The organism is Pseudomonas sp. TH21 (assembly GCF_016651025.1).
Taxonomy (GTDB): domain Bacteria; phylum Pseudomonadota; class Gammaproteobacteria; order Pseudomonadales; family Pseudomonadaceae; genus Aquipseudomonas; species Aquipseudomonas aylmerensis.
Genome location: NZ_JAEKEQ010000001.1, coordinates 1662377 through 1682775, shown reverse-complemented (window position 1 = coordinate 1682775; position 20399 = coordinate 1662377). Strand labels below are relative to the sequence as shown.

Here is a 20399-nt window from a genome sequence, read left to right as displayed (position 1 = left end):
CCCTTGTGGGAGCTGGCTTGCCTGCGACAAGGGCACCTCGGTAGCGCAGTGATACCGTGGCGCTGCCATCGCGGGCAAGCCAGCTCCCACATTGAGCGCGTCCAGCCAAAGGACGTGTTATTTCACAAGGGACAAACAACAAGGGGGCGAATCTTCATCCGCCCCCTGTGTGTCCGCTTATTCCTGCGGTTCTTCTTCGTCTGCGGCAGCGTCGAGGGTTGGCTCGTCGACGTTGTCATCGCCTGCCGGGATCACCTCGCCGTCGAATTCCTCACCTTCCAGCTCTTCGCCTTCGACTTCCGATGGCTCCTGCACACGCTCCAGGCCCACCAGTTTTTCGTCTTTGGCCAGCTTGATCAGCGTCACGCCCTGGGTGTTACGGCCCAGGCTCGACACTTCAGCCACACGGGTACGTACCAGCGTGCCCTGGTCGGAAATCAGCATGATCTCCTCGCCGTCGAGCACCTGGACCGCGCCGACCAGGCGGCCGTTGCGATCGTTGCTGACCATGGCGATCACGCCCTGGCCGCCACGCTTGTACTCCGGGAACTCGCTGATGGCGGTGCGCTTGCCATAACCACGCTCGGAAGCCGTGAGGATCTGGCTGCCTTCTTCCGGGATCAGCATCGAAATCAGCTTCTGCCCTTCCGGCAGACGCATGCCACGCACACCGCGGGCGGTACGGCCCATGGCGCGGACGTCGGATTCCTTGAAGCGCGTGACCTTGCCGCCGTCGGAGAACAGCATGACTTCACGCTCGCCATCGGTAATGGCGGCGGAGATCAGTACGTCGCCTTCGTCCAGCTCCAGGGCGATCAGGCCCACGCTGCGTTGACGGCTGAAGGATTCCAGCGGGGTCTTCTTCACGGTGCCTTTGGCGGTCGCCATGAAGATGAAGTGACCTTCGGTGTATTCCTCGACCGGCAGCATGGTGGTGATGTACTCATCACTGTCCAGCGGCAGCAGGTTGACCAACGGACGACCACGGGCGGCACGCGAGGCTTCCGGGATCTCGTAGGTCTTGAGCCAGTACACCTTGCCCTTGCTGGAGAACAGCAGCAGCGTGGTGTGGCTGTTGGCGACCAACAGGTGAGCGATGTAGTCCTCATCCTTCACGCCGGTAGCCGATTTACCTTTACCACCACGACGCTGGGCCTGGTACGCAGCCAGGGGCTGGGTCTTGGCATAACCACCGTGGGAAATGGTCACGACGCGCTCTTCTTCCGGGATCATGTCACCCAGGGTCAGGTCGAGACGCGCATCGAGGATTTCGGTGCGGCGCACGTCGCCGTATTCGGCGCGGATCACTTCCAGTTCTTCGCGGATCACTTCCATCAGGCGCACGGCGCTGCTGAGGATGCGGATCAACTCGCCGATCTGGTTGAGGATCTCCTGATACTCGGCAAGCAGCTTCTCGTGCTCCAGGCCGGTCAGGCGGTGCAGGCGCAGCTCCAGGATGGCCTGGGCCTGTTCCGGCGACAGGAAGTACTTGCCTTCGCGCAGACCGTATTGCGGGTCCAGGGTCTCCGGACGGCACGAGTCGGCGCCGGCGCGTTCAACCATGGCCACCACGGCGCTGGATTCCCAAGGGGTGCTGATCAGCGCCTCTTTGGCTTCAGACGGGGTTGGCGAGGCCTTGATCAGGGCGATCACCGGGTCGATATTCGACAGCGCAACTGCCTGGCCTTCCAGGATATGGCCGCGCTCGCGGGCCTTGCGCAGCTCGAACACGGTACGGCGGGTGACCACTTCGCGGCGGTGACGAACGAAAGCTTCGAGCAGATCCTTGAGGTTCAGGATGCGCGGGCGGCCGTCGATCAGTGCTACCACGTTGATACCAAACACGCTTTGCAGCTGGGTCTGGGCGTAGAGGTTGTTGAGGATAACCTCAGGCACTTCGCCACGACGCAGCTCGATCACCACGCGCATACCGTCTTTGTCGGACTCGTCGCGCAGCTCGGTGATGCCTTCGAGCTTCTTCTCTTTGACCAGCTCTGCGATCTTCTCGATCAGCCGCGCCTTGTTCAGCTGGTACGGCAGTTCGGTGATGACGATCTGCTGGCGGCCACCGACCTTGTCGATGTCTTCGATGATCGAGCGGGCGCGCATGTAAATGCGCCCGCGACCGGTGCGGTAGGCTTCGATGATACCGGCGCGACCGTTGATGATCGCAGCGGTCGGGAAGTCCGGACCGGGGATGTATTGCATCAGCTCATCGACAGTCAGCTCAGGATTGTCGATAAGGGCCAGGCAACCGTCGATGACTTCACCGAGGTTGTGTGGCGGGATGTTGGTGGCCATGCCCACGGCGATACCGCTGGAGCCGTTGACCAGCAGGTTTGGAATCTTGGTCGGCATGACGGCCGGGATCATTTCGGTGCCGTCGTAGTTCGGCACCCAGTCCACGGTTTCTTTATGCAGGTCGGCCAGCAGCTCGTGCGCCAGCTTGGTCATGCGCACTTCGGTGTATCGCATGGCCGCGGCGTTGTCGCCGTCGACCGAACCGAAGTTGCCCTGGCCGTCTACCAGCAGGTAGCGCAGGGAAAACGGCTGGGCCATCCGAACGATGGTGTCGTACACCGCAGTGTCGCCGTGAGGGTGATACTTACCGATCACGTCACCGACAACACGGGCAGATTTCTTGTACGGCTTGTTCCAGTCGTTACCCAGCTCGCTCATCGCGAACAGCACACGCCGGTGCACGGGCTTCAAGCCATCGCGCGCATCAGGCAGTGCCCGACCGACAATTACGCTCATCGCGTAGTCGAGGTAGGACTGTTTCAGCTCGTCTTCGATATTGACCGGGAGGATTTCTTTGGCCAGTTCGCCCATGAGAAGCCTGATTCCTTTTTCGGGTGAAACTTCGTCACATCCATATGGGACGAACGAAGCTCGCCGCTGCCGGCACAGTGCCTGACAACGACTTACGACAAATCAACGAGTTATGACACGGATCTGCACGTTATAGGCCACCCCTCGGGGCAGCCCTGGAAACCGCCGGATGTTATCACAATCGCCGCCACGCACCTATCCCCCTGATGCGCATGGAGCATAGTAAGTTGACGGATGACAGGCTTGAGGGCGACGAGAGGGGCTCAGAGATGCCTTGGTGCTATTTTTTGCGTATGGATCCAATGGTTTTGTTGACATTTGAGGGGGTTCGCCGGCAAGCCAGTTCCTACAATGTTGCACAGTGCGCACCGCCACTGCAGGAACTGGCTTGCCAGCGATAGCAATCTCGAAGGCCGCAACGCCCTTAATGCAATCGTTTACGGCACATCAACTTGGCCAGCTTGGCGGTGTCAGGTCGCTCGACGATGCCTTTTTCAGTCACGATCACATCGATCAGGTCGGCGGGAGTCACGTCGAACACGGGGTTGAAAGCCGCTGCATCCAAACGCTGCCCGGCGACTTCCAGCAACTCGCCCGCGTCGCGCTCTTCCAGGGCGACGTCCTCGCCAGTGGCCATCATCAGGTCCAGCGTCGAACTCGGCGCCACCACCATGAAGCGCACGCCATGGTGCATGGCACACACCGCCAGCTGATAAGTGCCAATCGTGCCGATCACATCACCATTGGCCGCGATGCAGTCGGCGCCGACCACCACCCAGGTCACCCCTTTGGTCTTGAGGATATGCGCGCCGGCCGAGTCTGCATTGACGGTGGTCGCAATCCCCTCGCCCGCCAGCTCCCAGGCCGTCAGCCGCGAGCCCTGCAGCCAGGGGCGCGTTTCGTTGACGTAGACATGCTCGACCAACCCCTCCAGGAAGGCGGCGCGGATCACCCCGAGGGCCGTGCCGACCCCCCCGGTGGCCAGGGCGCCAGCATTGCCATGGGTGAGGATCGCCTGGGCATTGCCCTGGTGCTTGCGAATCCGCTCAAGGCCCAGCTGCGCCATGCTCAGGTTGGCTTCACGGTCGCTTTCGTGGATCGCGATGGCTTCGGCTTCCAGCACCGCGGCCGGGTCGGCGTGCTTCTTGAGACGGTCGAGGCGGTCACGCATGCGCTTGAGGGCCCAGAACAGATTCGACCCTGTCGGACGCGAATCGGCCAGCAACGCGTAGTCCTCTTCCCATGCCGCCTGCCAGTCACCGCCTTCGGCAATGCGTCGACGGGCGGCGAGCACCAGGCCGTAGGCTGCGCTGATGCCGATGGCCGGCGCACCACGCACGGTCATCGAGCGGATGGCAGCGGCGACGTCTTCGACCGTCGAACACACCACCCAGCTTTCGCGGGAGGGCAAAACACGCTGATCGAGCAGGTGCAGTGCGCCATCACGCCAATCGATGGCCTTCACTTTCTCCGCTGCCAACAGTCGATCGCGCATCCCTCACCCCGTACTCATCAACAAAAGCCGCCGATTATAGCGATCCGCCAGCCTGGACGCTCGGGTATACTTCGCCCTTCTTTTATAGCTGCCCCGGAAGAAGCCTGCGATGACCGCCACTGCCGCCCCGCTCGACTTATTACTCCTGCCGACCTGGCTGGTGCCTGTCGAACCTGCCGGCGTGGTGCTCAAGGAGCATGCCCTGGGGATCCGCGATGGGCGCATTGCCTTTATCGGCCCACGGGCCGCCGCGCTGAAACTGGCGGCCACCGAGGTCCGCGAGTTGCCGGGCATGCTGCTCAGCCCGGGCCTGATCAACGCCCACGGGCACGCGGCGATGAGCCTGTTTCGCGGCCTGGCCGATGACCTGCCGCTGATGACATGGCTGGAAAAGCACATCTGGCCCGCCGAAGCCAAATGGGTCGATGAGGCCTTTGTGCGGGACGGCACCGACCTGGCCATCGCCGAGCAACTCAAGGGCGGCATCACCTGCTTCTCCGACATGTATTTCTACCCCAAGGTCGCCAGCGATTGCGTGCACAACAGCGGCATGCGCGCGCAGATCGCGATTCCGATCCTCGACTTCCCGATTCCCGGCGCCAGCAGCGCCGATGAGGCGATCCGCCAGGGTATCGAGCTGTTCGGCGACCTCAAGCACCACCCGCGCATCAAGATCACCTTCGGTCCCCACGCGCCCTACACCGTGTGCGATGCCAATCTGGAAAAGATCCGCGTGATCGCCGAGGAACTGGACGCCGCGATCCATATGCATGTGCACGAAACCGCCTTCGAGGTCCAACAGGCCGTCGAGCAGACCGGCGAACGGCCGCTGGCACGCCTGGGCCGCCTCGGGCTGCTCGGCCCGCGCTTCCAGGCCGTTCATATGACCCAAATCAGCGAGGACGACCTGGCTTTGCTGGTAGAAAGCAACACCAGCATCATCCATTGCCCGGAGTCGAACCTGAAACTGGCCAGTGGCTTCTGCCCGGTGGAGCGCCTGTGGCAGGCTGGGGTCAATGTGGCCATCGGCACCGACGGCGCCGCCAGCAACAATGACCTGGACCTGCTGGGTGAAACCCGTACAGCGGCGATGCTGGCCAAGGCTGTCGCCGGCTCGGCCACCGCCCTGGATGCCCACCGTGCACTGCGCATGGCGACGCTCAACGGCGCGCGCGCCATGGGCCTGGAGAACGAAATCGGCTCGCTGGAAGTCGGCAAGGCCGCGGACATGGTGGCCTTTGATCTTTCCGGGCTGGCGCAACAACCGATCTACGATCCGGTCTCACAGCTTATATATGCCACCGGACGCGATTGCGTGAAACACCTTTGGGTCGCCGGCAAGCAGTTGCTCGACGACCGGCAATTGACCCGCATGGATGAACAACAGTTGACCGCCACGGCCATTGCCTGGGGCCAACGCATCAGCGGACACCACGAATAACGCCGGTGCCGGGCGTGCGCGCCAGGCACCGACCACACGATTTATCAGGTTTAGAGGATCCACCATGAGCAACGTCGACCACGCCGAAATCGCCAAATTCGAAGCCCTCGCCCACCGCTGGTGGGACCGCGAGAGCGAGTTCAAGCCCCTGCACGACATCAACCCGCTGCGGGTCAACTGGATTGACGAACGCGTCAACCTGGCCGGCAAGAAGGTGCTGGACGTCGGTTGCGGCGGCGGCATCCTCAGCGAAGCCATGGCCCAGCGCGGCGCCAGCGTGATGGGGATCGACATGGGCGAAGCGCCGCTCGCCGTGGCCCAGTTGCACCAGCTGGAATCCGGCGTGAGCGTGGAATACCGCCAGATCACCGCCGAAGCCCTGGCCGAGGAAATGCCCGAGCAGTTCGACGTGGTCACCTGCCTGGAAATGCTCGAGCACGTGCCAGACCCGTCCTCGGTGATCCGCGCCTGCTTCCGCATGGTCAAGCCGGGCGGCCAGGTGTTCTTCTCCACCATCAACCGCAACCCCAAGGCCTACCTGTTCGCGATCATCGGCGCCGAATACATCATGAAGCTGCTGCCGCGCGGCACCCACGACTTCAAGAAATTCATCCGTCCTTCCGAGCTGGGTGCCTGGAGCCGCCAGGCCGGGCTGACCGTCAAGGACATCATCGGCCTGACCTACAACCCGTTGACCAAGCACTACAAGCTGGCCAACGACGTTGACGTCAACTACATGATCCAGACCCTGCGCGAGGAGTAAGCCTGTGAAGTTGCGAGCGGTTCTCTTCGATATGGACGGTACCCTGCTGGACACCGCGCCGGACTTTATCGCCATCTGCCAGGCGATGCGTGCCGATCGCGGCCTGGCGCCGATCAACGACCAGCACATCCGCGATGAAATCTCCGGTGGCGCCCGCGCCATGGTCGCCGTGACCTTTTCCATGGACCCCGAATCGCCAGGTTTTGAAGCGTTGCGCCAGGAGTTCCTGGAGCGCTACCTCAAGGGCTGCGCGATCCACAGCAAGCTGTTCGATGGCATGGAAGAACTGCTGGAAGACATCGAGAAAGCCAAGCTGATCTGGGGCGTGGTCACCAACAAGCCGGTGCGCTTTGCCGAGCCGATCATGCAGCAACTGGGCCTGGCCGAGCGTTCGGCGCTGTTGATCTGCCCGGACCATGTGAAGAACAGCAAGCCGGACCCGGAGCCGCTGATCCTGGCCTGCAAGATGCTCGACCTGGACCCGGCCAGCGTGCTGTTCGTGGGCGATGACCTGCGCGACATCGAGTCCGGCCGCGACGCCGGCACGCGCACGGCGGCGGTGACCTACGGCTACATCCACCCGGATGACAACCCGCGCCACTGGGGCGCCGATGTGGTGGTGGATCACCCGCTGGAGCTGCGCAAGGTGCTGGATAACGCGCTGTGCAGCTGCTGAGGCCAATGAAGATCTAAATGTGGGAGCGGGCTTGCTCGCGAAGGCAGCGTGGCAGTCAATGAACGTGTCAACTGACCCACCGCCTTCGCGAGCACGCCCGCTCCCCCAGGGGATCTTCACTATTTTCAAGCGTGGTGTTAGCAATCTGTTGAATTTTGTCGAGGCTATTTATGTTTGATTACTCCGCACGTCCAGAACTGCTCAAAGACCGCGTCATCCTGGTGACCGGTGCCGGTCGCGGGATTGGTGCGGCGGCGGCGAAAACCTACGCGGCCCATGGCGCCACGGTGCTGCTGCTGGGCAAGACCGAAGCCAACCTGGCCCAGGTCTACGACGAGATCGAAGCCGCAGGCCACCCGCAGCCGGTGGTGATCCCGTTCAACCTGGAGACGGCACTGCCGCATCAATACGATGAGCTGGCGGCGATGATCGAAAAGGCCTTCGGCCACCTCGACGGGTTGCTGCACAACGCCTCGATCATCGGCCCACGCACGCCGATCGAGCAGTTGTCCGGTGAAAACTTCATGCGCGTGATGCACGTGAACGTCAACGCGATGTTCATGCTGACCAGCACCTTGCTGCCGCTGCTCAAGCTGTCCCAGGATGCGTCGGTGGTGTTCACCTCCAGCAGCGTCGGGCGCAAGGGCCGGGCGTATTGGGGGGCGTATGGGGTGTCGAAGTTTGCCACGGAAGGTTTGATGCAAACCCTGGCCGACGAACTCGAGGATGTGGCAGCGGTACGTTCCAACAGCATCAACCCCGGCGGCACACGCACCAGCATGCGCGCCCAGGCGTATCCGGGTGAAAACCCGATGGAGCGGCCGGCGCCGGAAGAGATCATGCCGGTATACCTGTACCTGATGGGACCGGACAGTGCCGGGATCAACGGGCAGGCGTTTGACGCGCAATAACCCTGAAACACCGCAGGGCAAATGTGGGAGCTGGCTTGCCTGCGAAAGCGCAGTGTCAGCCAGCACACATGCCAACTGACCGACCGCTATCGCAAGCAAGCCTCCCACAGTTGATGTTCGGTGTAGCTGAGGTTTAGTTCTTCACCACTTCCTCAAGGGTGAAGCGACCCAGCGGGTTTTGCAGGAAGTTGCTCACATTCTTGCGTGAGATGTTGATGTAAGGGCTGTAGTACAGGTCGATCCAGTTCACATCCTGTTTCGCCAGTTTCTGCAGGTCGATATACATCTGCTCACGCTTGGCCGGGTCGGCCTCGATCCGCGCTGCCGCCACCAGTGCCTTGACCTGGTCGTTCTTGTAGCGGGTCATGTAGTTCTGGTTGGTGTCGTGACCCAGTACAAAGGTGGTCTTCTGGTCCGGGTCGAGAATGTCGTTGGTCCAGTACATCACCGAAATATCGTAGTCACCGTCCACCAGCATCTGCCAGCTTTGGGTCGGGTCGACCTTCTGCAGGTTGGCGGTGACGCCGACCTTGGCCAGTTGATCCTTGATGATCACCGCAATCTGCTCGTCGGCTTCGTTGCCGGCGTTGACCACGTAGTTGAGTTTCAAGTCCTTGGCCCCCGCCTCGTCCAGCAGTTTCCTGGCGGCGGTCGGGTCATACGGGCGCTGCAGGTTGTTGGCGTAGTGGTACAGCGAGCCTTTCGGGATGTAGGAATAAGCCACGGTGCCTTGACCGTACGTGGCGGTCTTGACCAGCGATTGCTTGTCGATCGCCATGTCCAACGCCTGACGCACTTGCGGCTTGGCCAGCAGGCCGTGCTCGTGGTTGATCAGCAGGTGATCTTCACGGGTGGACGGGTCGGCGTGGATCACCACGTTCTGGTCTTTCTTCAGCTCTTCCACCCGCGAGAACGGCACGAAGATCGCTGTGTCCAGTTCGTTGTTCTGCACCATGCGCATGCGCGTGTTGTCATCGGTCACCGACACCCATTCGACGCCGTCCAGGCTCACCTTCCCGGCCTGCCAGAAGTTCGGGTTCTTTTTCAGAATCACCCGGTCACCCTTGCGCCACTCGTCGACGGTGAACGCACCGGAGGTCACTGGATTCTCCGAGTAGGCGTCCTCGCCCATTTTGGTCATGGCCTTTTCCGACAGGATCGACACCGTCGGCGACGCCAGTTGCGAGAGAAAAGCCACCGCCGGGGTCTTCAGCGTGACCACCAGGGTTTTCGCGTCAGCCGCCTTGGCCGTGTTGATCAGGTTGAAAGGGTCTGCCCACAGCGAGGCTTTGTTGTCGCGGATGCGCAGCAGGCTGAACGCGGCGTCGTCGGCGGTGATCGGCGAGCCATCGGAGAATTTCGCATCGCGCAGCTTGAAGGTGTAGGTCAGGCCGTCCTTGGAGATGTCCCAGCTTTCTGCCAGCCCAGGTTCCATCTTGGTGCCCAGGTTATCCACGCGCACCAGGGTGTCGTAAACGTTGGCGAACACCCAGGTGTCGCGGTTTTGCGCGCTTTTGATCGGGTCGAACGTGGTGCTGTCTTCACGGCAGCCGATGGTCAGGACGCCGGCGGCCTGGGCAAAACCGGCGGTCAGCGACCAGGCCGTCAGCGTGGCGGCGGCAAGCAACTTCAAGTGGCGCGATTGCATGTCATAACTCCTTGTTCATGATGGGCAGGAAGGGTCAACGGTTCTTCAAGCACGCAACTGTACCGATGCTCGTGCAGGAAATGAGTCGGCGGCAACACCACGGAACACATGGCCCGGGCATGCCGACAACGCGGGTGAAAGGCGCAGCCCGCAGGCAAATTCAGCGGGCTCGGGGGTTCGCCGGGCAACGGCTCGGCAGGCAACGGCTCGGCAGGCAACGGCCGATACGGATCGATCTCGGGAATCGCCTGGATCAAGGCCGCCGTGTAGGGATGACGCGGCGTGGTAAACACCGCTTCCACCGGGCCTTCCTCGACAATCTTGCCCAGGTACATCACCGCCACGCGGTCGCACAGGCGGCGCACGATGGCCAGGTCGTGGGCGATAAACAGGATCGCCAGGTTCATGCGCTGTTGCAGTTCCAGCAACAGATTGATGATCTGGCCCTGGATCGACACGTCCAGCGCCGCCACGCATTCATCGGCGATGATCAGGCGCGGCTCCACCGCCAGCGCCCGGGCAATCCCCACGCGCTGGCACTGGCCACCGCTGAGGGAGGCGGGTTTACGGCCGGCCAGTTCGGGGCGCAGGCCGACCAGTTCGAGCAACTCGGCGACGCGGTCGGGAATCCGCGCCGGCGTGACCTTGCGCTGTACCCGCAAGACCTCGGCGATGGTCTCGCCGATGGTATGGCGCGGATTCAACGCGGCATACGGATCCTGGAAAATCATCGCGGTTTCGTGACGTAGCCGGGCGATGTCGATCGCACTGCCGTGGGCCATGTTGACGCCATCGAACAACACCTGCCCGGCGCTGATCGGGTTGAGGTGCAGGATCGCCCGCCCCAGCGTGCTCTTGCCGCTGCCGGACTCGCCGACCAGCCCCAGGGTCTCGCCCGCCGCCAGGTTCAGCGATACACCGTTCACCGCCCTCACCCACTGCTTGTTCAGGCCGAACACACCCGTGCCGGACGCCGCAAAGCGCACCTCCAGATCCTTGATCTGCAACAGGCTCATGGGCCAGCTCCCAACGGATAGTGACACGCCACCCGCGCACCTTCGGGCAACACTTCGGTACACAGGGCGCCGGCCTGTGGGCAGCGCGGGTTGAACCGGCAGCCCGCCGGCAGCGCATCCAGCAACGGCGGCTGGCCGGGAATGGTGCGCAACAAGGCATGCCCGCTGCTGTGGGCCGGCTGGCAGTCGATCAGGCCGGCGGTGTACGGGTGTTGCGGATGCGCCAGCAGCGCGTATTTGCTGCCGTGCTCGCACAGGCGCCCGGCGTACATCACCGCGATGGAATCGCAGGTCTGCGCCACCACGCCGAGGTCATGGGTGATCATGATGATCGACAGGCCGCGCTGGTCGCGCAGGTCGAGCAACAGCCGCAGGATTTGCGCCTGTACCGTCACATCCAGGGCAGTGGTCGGCTCGTCGGCGATCAGCACCCTCGGGTTGCAACCCAAGGCCACGGCGATCATCGCGCGCTGGCGCATGCCGCCGGAAAATTCGTGGGGATAGTTGTCGACCCGTGCCTGGGGATCGGGAATACCGACCTGGCGCAACACCTCGATGGCTTGGCGGTGCGCGTCTTTTTTCGATGCGCCTTGATGCAGGCGCACGCCCTCGGCGATCTGCGCGCCGATGCGCATCAAGGGGTCGAGGTGGCTGCTGGGGTTCTGGAAGATCATGCCCAGTTGCCCACCCCGCACGGCGCGCATGCCGGCATCGTCGAGTTGCAGCAGATCACGGCCAGCCAGGTGCACGGCACCGCCTTGCACGCGCAGGCTGGGCGACGGCAACAGGCGCATCAGGCCACGGCAGGCCATGGTCTTGCCCGACCCACTCTCGCCCACCAGGCCCAGGACTTCACCTTCGGCGAGGTCGAAGGACACCCGGTCCACCAGGGTCACATCGTGCCCGGCGTTGTTGGCGATCACACTCAAGTCACGCACCTGCAACAGGCTCATGCGCGATCCCCCAACACTTGCGCCACCCCATCGGCCAGCAGGCTGAAGCCCATGGCCAGGGTGACGATGGCCAGGCCGGGAAAGGTGCAGATCCACCAGGCCGTGGTGATAAACGCCTGGCCTTCGGCGACCATCGTCCCCCACTCGGCCGTCGGTGGCTGCACCCCCAGGCCGAGGTAGCTCACGGCGGCGCCGTTGAGCAGCACCAACACGGCATCGGACATGGAAAACACGATCGAGCCAAACAGCGCATTGGGCAGCAAGTGCCGAAACAGAATGCGCCCATGGCCAAAGCCCAGGCTCTTGGCGGCCAGGGCGAAGTCGCTTTCCTTGAGCACCAGGATCTGCGAGCGGATCAGCCGCGCGTACGACACCCAGCCCACCAATGCCATGGCGATATAAAAACTCTTCAGGCCGGGCCCCAGGATGGCCATGATTGCCAGCATCAACACCAGGAACGGGAACGCCAGAATCACGTCGATCACGCGCATGCACACGCTGTCGAAGCGCCCGCCGATGTAACCGGACACCGCACCGACAAAGGTGCCGATCATGAACGGGAAGATCACGCCGATGATCGCCAGTTGCAGGTCGATACGCGCGCCCCAGATCACCCTCGAAAGGATATCCCTGCCATAGTTGTCCGTGCCAAATGGATGGGCCAGGCTTGGGCCGAGCAAGCTGATATCGGTGTTCTGCGCAATCGGGTCATACGGCGCGATCCACGGCGCAAACACCGCCAGGGCCAACCACAGCAGCAGCACCAGCAGCCCCCACGCGGCCGTCAGCCGGCCATTGCGCAAACCCAAACGCAGACGCAAGCGCCACGGGGCAATCAATGGGCGGCTGCTCATTGCATTTTTACCCGTGGGTCGAGGGCCACCGTCACCACGTCCGCGACAAAGTTGACCAGCACCGTCGCGCACGCCAGCACCATGGCCACGCCCTGCACCACCATGTAGTCGCGGGTGAAAATGCCGCGCACCAGCAGTTGGCCGATACCGGGAATCGCGAACAGGCTTTCGATCACCACCGTACCGCTGATCAGCCAACCAATGTTCACCGCCAGCAGGTTGACCGCCGGTACCAGGGAGTTGGGCAACACATGGCGGCGAAACACCGCCGCTTCCGATAGCCCGCGCGCTCGGGCGGCGGTGACGTGGTCGGCCTGCAACTCCATCAACATGCTCGCCCGCAGGTTGCGCACCAGCACCGCCGACAATGCCAGGGCGATGGTCAGGCACGGCAAAACCATGTGGTGGGCCTTGTCCAACCAGGTCCGCCCGTAGCCGGACACCGGGAACAAGCCCCATTGCACGCTGAGCAGCAGGATCAGCATCAAGCCCAGCCAGAACGCCGGCATGCCCAGTCCCACGGTGGTAAACACGCGGATCAGGTTATCCACCCAACCGCCCTTGTTACGCGCGGCCCAGCTCGCCAGCGGCAGCGCAATCAGCAGCGCCAGCACCACACTGCCGAGCACCAGTACCAGGGTCGGCTCGATGCGGGTGACGATCAGTTTCAAGGCGTCGACCTTGTACAGCAGCGATTGGCCGAGGTCGCCCTTGAGCAGGTTTTTCAGGAAGTAGAAATATTGCAGCCACAGCGGCTGGTCGAGGCCGTACTGGGCGCGGATCTTCAGCAACGCATCGGGTGTGCTGCGCGACCCCAGCAAGGCGCGCGCCGGGTCGCCCGGAATCGAGCGCACCAGCACGAAGGTAATCAGGCTGATGCCAAACAGCACCGGCAGCAATTGCAGCGGCCGGGACAGCACAAAACGGTAGCGCGCCAGGTTCATCCGTCAACCTCGATGGCGAGCGAGGAAGTCCAGCAGCACGGGGAAATACGCCTGGGGCTCCTCATAAAATGGCATATGGCTGCTGTTGGGGAATACGTGCAATTCGGCGTGCCGGGCCGCCATTTTCATGCGCATGGCGCAGGCCGGGGTGAGTTCGTCGTGCTGGCCGGTGGTAATCAGGATCGGCATCTTGAACGCGGCCATTTCAGGAAGGCGGTTCCAGTCCTTGAGGTTGCCGATGTAGAGGAATTCGTTGGGCCCCTGCATGGTTTCGTAGGGCCCCATGTTCCAGTCGCCCAGGGAGCGCTTGACCGGCTCGGGCCACTCGTCCAGGCGGCAGACGTGGCGGTAGTTGAGCAAGGTGATCGCGGCCTGGTACTGCGGGTGGTCAAGGGTGCCCATGGCCTCATGGCGCTGCATCATGGCCACGGTTTCGCTGCCGAGCGCGCCGCGCAGGCGTTCGAGTTCCTGGGACAGGTGGGGAATGTCGCCGACGGTGTTCTCGAGGATCAGGCTTTTCAGGGCGTCGGGGTAATGGATGGCGTATTCGATACCGAGCCAGCCGCCCCAGGAATGCCCGAGCAGGTGCACGCGTCCCAGACCCAGGGCTTGGCGCACGGTTTCAACTTCTTCGACATAACGGCGGATTTCCCACAGCGAAACATCGGTCGGTCTGGCTGATGCGCCCGTGCCAAGCTGGTCGAATGCAACCACTCGCAGGCCTTGCTCCTTGAGCCAGCCATGGGCGTCGCGCAAGTAGTCACACGGCAGGCCCGGGCCGCCATTGAGGCACAGCAGCACCTCATCGCCTTCGCCAAAGCTGTAGGCCACGAGGTTATGGCCGTCGACTTGCACGTTGTACTGCTGGTCGGGGGCAATTTCACGCCACATGCATACATTCCTTGTGTTGTGTCGGCCTGGCAGGTAGCGGCCTTTTGTCGGGCCAACACTACCGAGGATGCCGCGCGTCCATAACCTAGCATTTCTTATAGGTTTGGCCTGGCTGTCCTTCGCCGGGGCGTGGCATTCTACTTGCAGCAAATCGAGATTCAAATGAATTCGGGAGCAGAACGGATGCTGGCCAAGCTAACTGCCTTCAATCAGCGTCTGATGCCGGGCAGGAGCCTGGACGAGCAGATGGACAACACTTTTATCCTCGCCCAACAGCTGGGTTTCGACGCGCTGGTGTATGACTACACCCCGGTGCCGATTGACCAGGATGGTGCACTGATCACCCCCTCGGTGCTGGAACTGCGCAACACCCCGCCCGACTGGCATGCGTTGTGGTGCAGCAAAGGGTTTTACCAGATCGACCCGGTGCAACACCTGGCCTTGCGCACGGTGTCGGCGTTCGTGTGGTCCTACGAAGCCAAGGCCGACACCGCCCTGCAAACCATCATCGACCCCTGCCACGCCCCCGTTTCGTCCTACCTGCACGACCAGCAACTGACCTGCGGTGTCAGCGTGCCGATCCACCTGCCCCGTGGCGGCTTCGCCTCGCTCACAGGCCTGCGGACCGGCACAGCACATTCCGTGTTGCAGGATGCGCAGCAGACCCTGTCGGACTTCAGCCTGATTTCCCACGCATTGCAGGAAGCGGCCTACCCGTTGTTCAGCAAGGAACTGCGCACTTACCCGCATATTCATCTGACCAAGCGCGAGCGCGAGTGCCTCAAATGGGCAGCCGAAGGCCTGACCGCCGCCGAAATCGCCACGCAACTGAGCCGCTCACTGGCCGTGGTCACCCTGCACCTGGCCTCGGCGATGCACAAGCTGGGGGCCAAGAACCGTGTGCAGGCGGTGGTGCGTGCCACCCATTACCGCCTGCTCGAAGATTGATCCCTGGGCAAAACCTAGCTGTTTTGCTAGTTACTTAAATTTCGCGCACGCATTATCGTGTCCCTGATCCTTTTTCAAAGAGAGCAGGGTACGAAATGGAATTCATCGAAAAAATCCGCGAAGGCTATGCGGCGTTTGGTGCCTACCAGACCTGGTACCGCGTCACCGGCGACCTCTCCAGCGGCCTCACCCCGCTGGTGGTCATTCACGGCGGTCCCGGCTGCACCCATGACTACGTAGACGCGTTCAAGGATGTCGCGGCCAGCGGCCACGCCGTCATCCACTACGACCAACTGGGTAACGGCCGCTCGACCCACCTGCCCGGCGAAGCCCGCTCTTTCTGGACGGTCGACCTGTTTCTCGCAGAGCTGAACAACCTCTTGGACCACCTGCAGATCAGCGACGACTACGCGATCCTCGGCCAGTCCTGGGGCGGCATGCTCGGCAGTGAACACGCGATCCTGCAACCCAAGGGCCTGCGGGCGTTTATCCCGGCCAACTCACCGACGTGCATGCGCACCTGGGTCAGCGAGGCCAACCGCCTGCGCAAGCTGTTGCCCGAAGGTGTGCATGAAACCCTGCTCAAGCATGAAGCCGCCGGCACTTATCAGGACCCGGAATACCTCGCCGCCTCGCGGGTGTTCTATGACCACCACGTCTGCCGGGTCAACCCATGGCCGGAAGAAGTCGCGCGCACCTTCGCCCAAGTCGATTCGGACCCCACGGTGTACCACGCCATGAGCGGCCCGACTGAATTCCACGTGATCGGCAGTTTGAAGGATTGGAAGTCGATTGGCCGCCTGTCGGCAATCAATGTCCCGACCCTGGTGATTTCCGGCCGGCATGACGAGGCCACCCCGCTGGTGGTCAAGCCGTTCCTGGATGAAATCGCCGATGTGCGCTGGGCGCTGTTTGAAGACTCCAGCCACATGCCCCATGTGGAAGAGCGCCAGGCGTGCATGGGCACGGTGGTGAAGTTTCTGGATGAGGTGTGTTCGCACCAAGTGCTTAAGGCCAGTTGAATCTCCATGTGAGAGCGGGCTTGCTCGCGAATGCGGTCTGTCAGCCGGTCTATGTTTCGACTGATCCACCGCATTCGCGAGCAAGCCCGCTTCCACAGGGTTAAACGTGGCTGGTTTCGGGCTTTGTCATTTTCCTCGGCACATCCGCCACCATCGGAATCTCCTTGCCCTCGGCATCGAACAACTTGCCGCCGCTGAAGTAATCCCCCTCGCGCAAGGCCGCCACGTCGTGGAAACACAGGCTGCGCTCAGTCCCCGCCACGAACACCGACTGCTGGTCGGAGTTGCCTGCGGTGAAATGGTTGAACGCCAGGTTCAGCAAGATCGCCATGATTGCCGACGAACTGATGCCTGAGTGAAAAATGGTCGCGAACCAGGTGGGGAAGTGGTCGTAGAAACTCGGCGCGGCAATCGGGATCATGCCGAAACCGATGCTCGTGGCGACGATGATCAGGTTCATATTGTTGCGGTAATCGACCTTCGACAGGGTGCGAATGCCACTGGCCGCCACCGTGCCGAATAGCACAATCCCGGCACCGCCCAGCACTGAAGTCGGCACCGCGGCGATCACCCGCCCCATGAAGGGCAGCAGGCCGAGGATCACCAGGAACAGTCCGCCGGTGGCCACCACAAAGCGGCTTTTCACCCCGGTGACCGCCACCAGGCCGACGTTCTGGGCAAACGCGCTCTGGGTGAACGAACCAAAGATCGGCGCAAACATGCTCGACAGCATGTCGGCGCGCAGGCCGTTGCCCAGGCGCTTGGAGTCGACCTTGGTGTCGATGATCTCACCCACCGCCAGGATATCTGCCGAGGTTTCCACCAGGGTCACCATCACCACGATGCACATCGAAATGATCGCGGCCACATGGAACGTCGGCATGCCGAAATGGAAAGGCGTGGGGAAGCCGAACATCGGCCCCTGGGTAACACCGGAAAAGTCGGCCATGCCGAGGAACACTGCAATCACGGTGCCGATCACCATCGCCAGCAGGATCGACAGGCGCGAGATGGTCGCGCTGCCGATTTTGCTCAGCAACAACACCAGCACCAATGTCAGTGCCGCCAGGCCGATATTGGGCATGCTGCCGAAATCCGCCGCGCGGCTGTTGCCGCCCATGGCCCAGCGCGCCGCCACCGGCATCAGCGTCAAGCCGATGGTGGTGATCACGATGCCTGTGACCAACGGCGGGAAAAACTGGGTGATCCGCGAGAACACCGGGGTGATCAGCAGGCCTATGAATGACGCGGCCATCACCGCGCCGAGAACCGCCGGCACCCCGCCAGCGCCGTCGCTGCCGACAATCGCAACCATGGTTGCCACGCCAGCAAACGACACGCCCTGCACCAGCGGCAACTGACAGCCAAAAAACGGCAGCCCCAGGGTTTGCAGCAACGTTGCGAGGCCGCCGGCAAACAGCGATGCAGCGATCAACAGACCGATATCTGCCGGCGACAACCCGGCTGCCTGGCCGACGATCAACGGTACCGCGACGATGCCGCCGTACATGGTGAGCACATGCTGCAGGCCGTAAGCCATGTTGGCGGCGACGCCGAGATTCTCATCTTCTGGCCGCTGCGGTGACGCCTTCGGGATAGTCATGGTGAGGGGTTCTCTGTTTTTGTTGTGCGGACACTGTATGCAATCTTTGGAGTGGATGTCCATAGAGTTGTATACAATCCGCCGAACAAGATACCCTCCATCGGCGTTACAAAAATAATCCGGCCGTGATGAGCCAGAACGCCCAAGGACCGATAACAATGAAAAAAGCCCTACAGGGAGCAACCGTCGCACTCACCCTCCTCGGCGGCGGGGAGGCTGTCGCGGTGGAATGGATGAACAACAGCGTAGGATTTCGCTACGGCCAGCAGTTCACCAACCCGAATAACCCCGACGAATTCAGTAAGCGCATCTACAGCTTTACCCATGCCAGCGGCTACACGTACGGCAGTAATTTTCTGAATCTGGATGTGTTCCTGTCCGACAGCCGCGACCCGCGCAAGGGTACCGACCACGGGGGCAGCGAGGTGTACGCGGTGTACCGGCACCAGTTGTATGCATCACGGGTGTTCGATAGGCCGCTGGGCACTGGCCTGATCAAGGACTACGCGCTGACCCTGGGCTTCGACGCCAACCGCAACAACAACTTCGCGTCGGCGAAAAAACGTGCGCTGGTGATCGGCCCGACCCTGAAATTCAACACCGTGGGGGTGCTGGACCTGAGCCTGATGTACTACAAGGAACGCAATCACACCGGCATCCCCGGCGCGCAGGAGTCCAATCACACCTTCGATGACACCTACATGCTCAACCTGACGTGGATGCGTCCTTTCGAGATCGCCAACCACGCGGCGAAATTCCAGGGGTTCATCAATTACGTCGGGGAAAAAGGCGAGGACTACCATGGCCGTGACACGGCCCCGGAAGCGCTGATGCGCACTGCACTGATGGTGGCGGTGCGACCGGGTAAAAGCGTGAAGCCGAACCTGTACCTCGGGGTGGGTTATGAGTACTGGCATAACAAGTTCGGCGTGGACGGCGGCCGGGGCAGCCGCACTTCAACGCCGACGGTGAACCTGGAAATCACCTTCTGACGGCAGGCGCTGGCCTGCCTGCGACCGCATCGCCTCGGTGTACCTGATACACCCAGTCGTCCGCATTGCAGGCAAGCCAGCGCCTACAGCTTGACCGGGGTGTCACTCCAGATCCGGCGCCAGCGCTGAATGGACGGTTTTCGGCCGCGCCAGCCAGTAACCCAGCACCGCCAACGGTGCGGTCGCCAGCATCACGATCACGGTGATCATCAGCGGCTCATCGATCATCGACGACACCAGCAGGCTGCTGAGAAAGCACAGGCCCAGTTGCAGGGTGTTTTGCAGGGCCGCCGCCTTGCCGGAGTTTTCCGCAAACGGCATCAGTGCATTTGCTACCACAATCGGGTAGCTGGCACCGTTGACCAGCGCCATCAGGCAGAATGGAATCAGCAACGTGGTGAGGGTCGGCACGGTGAATGTCGCGACCAGGTACAACGCGACCATGCTGATGCAATAAGCCAGCAGCAGCCACGGCAACAGCGTCTTGCCCTGGAAGCGCTGCAAGGCGCTGCGGCAGCTGTAGCCGCCGATCAGGAACGCGAGGGTCGGCAGCACGTAGCTCAGGCCGATATCGTTCGGGCTGTAGCCCATGCCCCCAAGGATGAACGGCGAAGCGGTCAGCCAGGCGAAGAAGCTGGCCGAGCACGCAGCAAAGATCATCACATTGCCGGTAAACACGCGGGACGTGAGCAATTGCCCATACCCCAGACGCGTAGGTTCGCCCTCTTCTATCGGACGTTTCGGCAGGCTGCGCAGGAACAAGGTCGGCACCAGCAACAACACCGACACCCCCAGCAATACGCCGAAAATGGCCTGCCACCCCAAGTGATTCAGTACCATCGCGCCCAGCAACGGCGCCAGGGCCGGCGACAGCGACATCAGCGGCATGATGCTGGCAAACACGCGGTGAGCCTTGTCGGCCGGGTAGCGGTCGATCACCAGCGCCTGCCAACTGACGGCAGCGGCACACACACCCACCGCTTGCATAAACCGCAAGGCCAGCAACTGCGGCGCCGTTTCGACCCAGAACATTCCCGCACAGCCGAGCACGAACAGGCTCAGGCCCGCGAGCAGGATCGGCTTGCGCCCCAGCCGATCGGACAACGGCCCCCACAACAATTGCCCCAGCGCAAAGCCCGCGAGGAAAATACTCAAGCTGGCGCCGACCGCGCCTGCGCTGATCTGCAGCTGCTCGCCCATGGCGCCGAACGCAGGCAGGTACATGTCCATCGCCAAATAGCCGAGCATGCTCAGCCCCGCCAGATACCCGGTAAAACCAAAAGAATTTTTCATTGAAGCCTTGTAGATCCTGCCATCAAACTATTTGCTGACTGGCGCCCATTATGAAGCTGACAGTTTTTGTGTGAAGCGATAATAATTGGACACTCTTATCAATATTTTTGAAGGCAG

Annotated in this window: 17 protein-coding genes; 7 read left to right on the top strand and 10 right to left on the bottom strand. The window is 62.2% G+C overall.

Annotated features, from left to right (window positions below; translation table 11 throughout):
• Nucleotides 1-177 precede the first annotated feature (177 nt).
• Together gyrA and mtnA are read right to left on the bottom strand one after the other, a co-directional pair.
• A complete protein-coding gene (gene gyrA / locus JFU04_RS07520; RefSeq protein ID WP_201143768.1) occupies nt 178-2832 on the bottom strand; it encodes a DNA gyrase subunit A in 2655 nt (884 codons plus the stop codon).
• Nucleotides 2833-3256: 424 nt separating this feature from the next.
• Complete coding sequence (gene mtnA, locus JFU04_RS07515; protein WP_201143767.1) at nt 3257-4327, bottom strand: S-methyl-5-thioribose-1-phosphate isomerase; 1071 nt, start codon at nt 4325-4327, stop codon at nt 3257-3259.
• Nucleotides 4328-4436: 109 nt separating this feature from the next.
• On the opposite strand from mtnA, the gene JFU04_RS07510 reads away from it, so the two are divergent.
• The 4 genes from JFU04_RS07510 (at nt 4437) to JFU04_RS07495 (ending at nt 8118) form a co-directional block, all read left to right on the top strand.
• Nucleotides 4437-5768, top strand: a complete 1332-nt coding sequence (locus JFU04_RS07510) for a TRZ/ATZ family hydrolase (RefSeq protein ID WP_106804784.1) — start codon at nt 4437-4439, stop codon at nt 5766-5768.
• Between the two features lie 64 nt (nt 5769-5832).
• Nucleotides 5833-6531 (top strand): bifunctional 2-polyprenyl-6-hydroxyphenol methylase/3-demethylubiquinol 3-O-methyltransferase UbiG, encoded by a 699-nt coding sequence (gene ubiG / locus JFU04_RS07505; RefSeq protein WP_201143766.1) that lies wholly within the window; start codon nt 5833-5835, stop codon nt 6529-6531.
• Between the two features lie 4 nt (nt 6532-6535).
• Nucleotides 6536-7207, top strand: coding sequence for an N-acetylmuramic acid 6-phosphate phosphatase MupP (gene mupP / locus JFU04_RS07500; RefSeq protein ID WP_201143765.1), 672 nt, complete (start codon nt 6536-6538; stop codon nt 7205-7207).
• A 170-nt stretch (nt 7208-7377) separates the two neighbouring features.
• Nucleotides 7378-8118: a YciK family oxidoreductase gene (locus tag JFU04_RS07495; protein WP_065901843.1), complete on the top strand. Its 741-nt coding sequence runs from the start codon at nt 7378-7380 to the stop codon at nt 8116-8118.
• A gap of 133 nt (nt 8119-8251) precedes the next feature.
• Here JFU04_RS07495 and JFU04_RS07490 read toward each other — a convergent pair whose 3' ends face one another.
• The 6 genes from JFU04_RS07490 to JFU04_RS07465 are packed head-to-tail and all read right to left on the bottom strand — an operon-like array spanning nt 8252 to nt 14424.
• Nucleotides 8252-9766, bottom strand: coding sequence for an ABC transporter substrate-binding protein (locus JFU04_RS07490; RefSeq protein WP_120447924.1), 1515 nt, complete (start codon nt 9764-9766; stop codon nt 8252-8254).
• A complete protein-coding gene (locus JFU04_RS07485) occupies nt 9748-10782 on the bottom strand; it encodes an ABC transporter ATP-binding protein (RefSeq protein WP_201143764.1) in 1035 nt (344 codons plus the stop codon). The genes JFU04_RS07490 and JFU04_RS07485 overlap by 19 nt, the downstream gene beginning before the upstream one ends.
• Complete coding sequence (locus JFU04_RS07480) at nt 10779-11735, bottom strand: ABC transporter ATP-binding protein (RefSeq protein ID WP_106804788.1); 957 nt, start codon at nt 11733-11735, stop codon at nt 10779-10781. Before JFU04_RS07480 ends, JFU04_RS07485 begins: the two co-directional genes overlap by 4 nt.
• Entirely contained in the window at nt 11732-12589 is an 858-nt protein-coding gene (locus tag JFU04_RS07475; protein WP_201143763.1) for an ABC transporter permease, read from the bottom strand. The genes JFU04_RS07480 and JFU04_RS07475 overlap by 4 nt, the downstream gene beginning before the upstream one ends.
• Nucleotides 12586-13533 carry an ABC transporter permease gene (locus tag JFU04_RS07470; RefSeq protein ID WP_065901852.1) on the bottom strand — a complete coding sequence of 316 codons (948 nt, stop codon included), beginning with the start codon at nt 13531-13533 and terminating at the stop codon, nt 12586-12588. Before JFU04_RS07470 ends, JFU04_RS07475 begins: the two co-directional genes overlap by 4 nt.
• A 3-nt stretch (nt 13534-13536) precedes the next feature.
• A complete protein-coding gene (locus JFU04_RS07465; RefSeq protein WP_120447919.1) occupies nt 13537-14424 on the bottom strand; it encodes a proline iminopeptidase-family hydrolase in 888 nt (295 codons plus the stop codon).
• Between the two features lie 183 nt (nt 14425-14607).
• Here JFU04_RS07465 and JFU04_RS07460 point away from each other — a divergent pair, with 183 nt between their 5' ends.
• Together JFU04_RS07460 and JFU04_RS07455 are read left to right on the top strand one after the other, a co-directional pair.
• Nucleotides 14608-15372 carry a LuxR family transcriptional regulator gene (locus JFU04_RS07460; protein WP_065901861.1) on the top strand — a complete coding sequence of 255 codons (765 nt, stop codon included), beginning with the start codon at nt 14608-14610 and terminating at the stop codon, nt 15370-15372.
• A gap of 95 nt (nt 15373-15467) precedes the next feature.
• A complete protein-coding gene (locus JFU04_RS07455) occupies nt 15468-16394 on the top strand; it encodes a proline iminopeptidase-family hydrolase (RefSeq protein WP_201143762.1) in 927 nt (308 codons plus the stop codon).
• A gap of 100 nt (nt 16395-16494) precedes the next feature.
• Here JFU04_RS07455 and JFU04_RS07450 read toward each other — a convergent pair whose 3' ends face one another.
• A complete protein-coding gene (locus JFU04_RS07450; protein WP_201143761.1) occupies nt 16495-17997 on the bottom strand; it encodes a nucleobase:cation symporter-2 family protein in 1503 nt (500 codons plus the stop codon).
• A gap of 158 nt (nt 17998-18155) precedes the next feature.
• Here JFU04_RS07450 and JFU04_RS07445 point away from each other — a divergent pair, with 158 nt between their 5' ends.
• Entirely contained in the window at nt 18156-18989 is an 834-nt protein-coding gene (locus JFU04_RS07445) for a nucleoside-binding protein (protein WP_065901867.1), read from the top strand.
• 102 nt (nt 18990-19091) lie between these two features.
• On the opposite strand, the gene punC is transcribed toward JFU04_RS07445, so the two are convergent.
• On the bottom strand, nt 19092-20282 hold the full coding sequence (punC, locus tag JFU04_RS07440) for a purine nucleoside transporter PunC (RefSeq protein ID WP_201143760.1): 1191 nt from the start codon (nt 20280-20282) through the stop codon (nt 19092-19094).
• Nucleotides 20283-20399 lie beyond the last annotated feature (117 nt).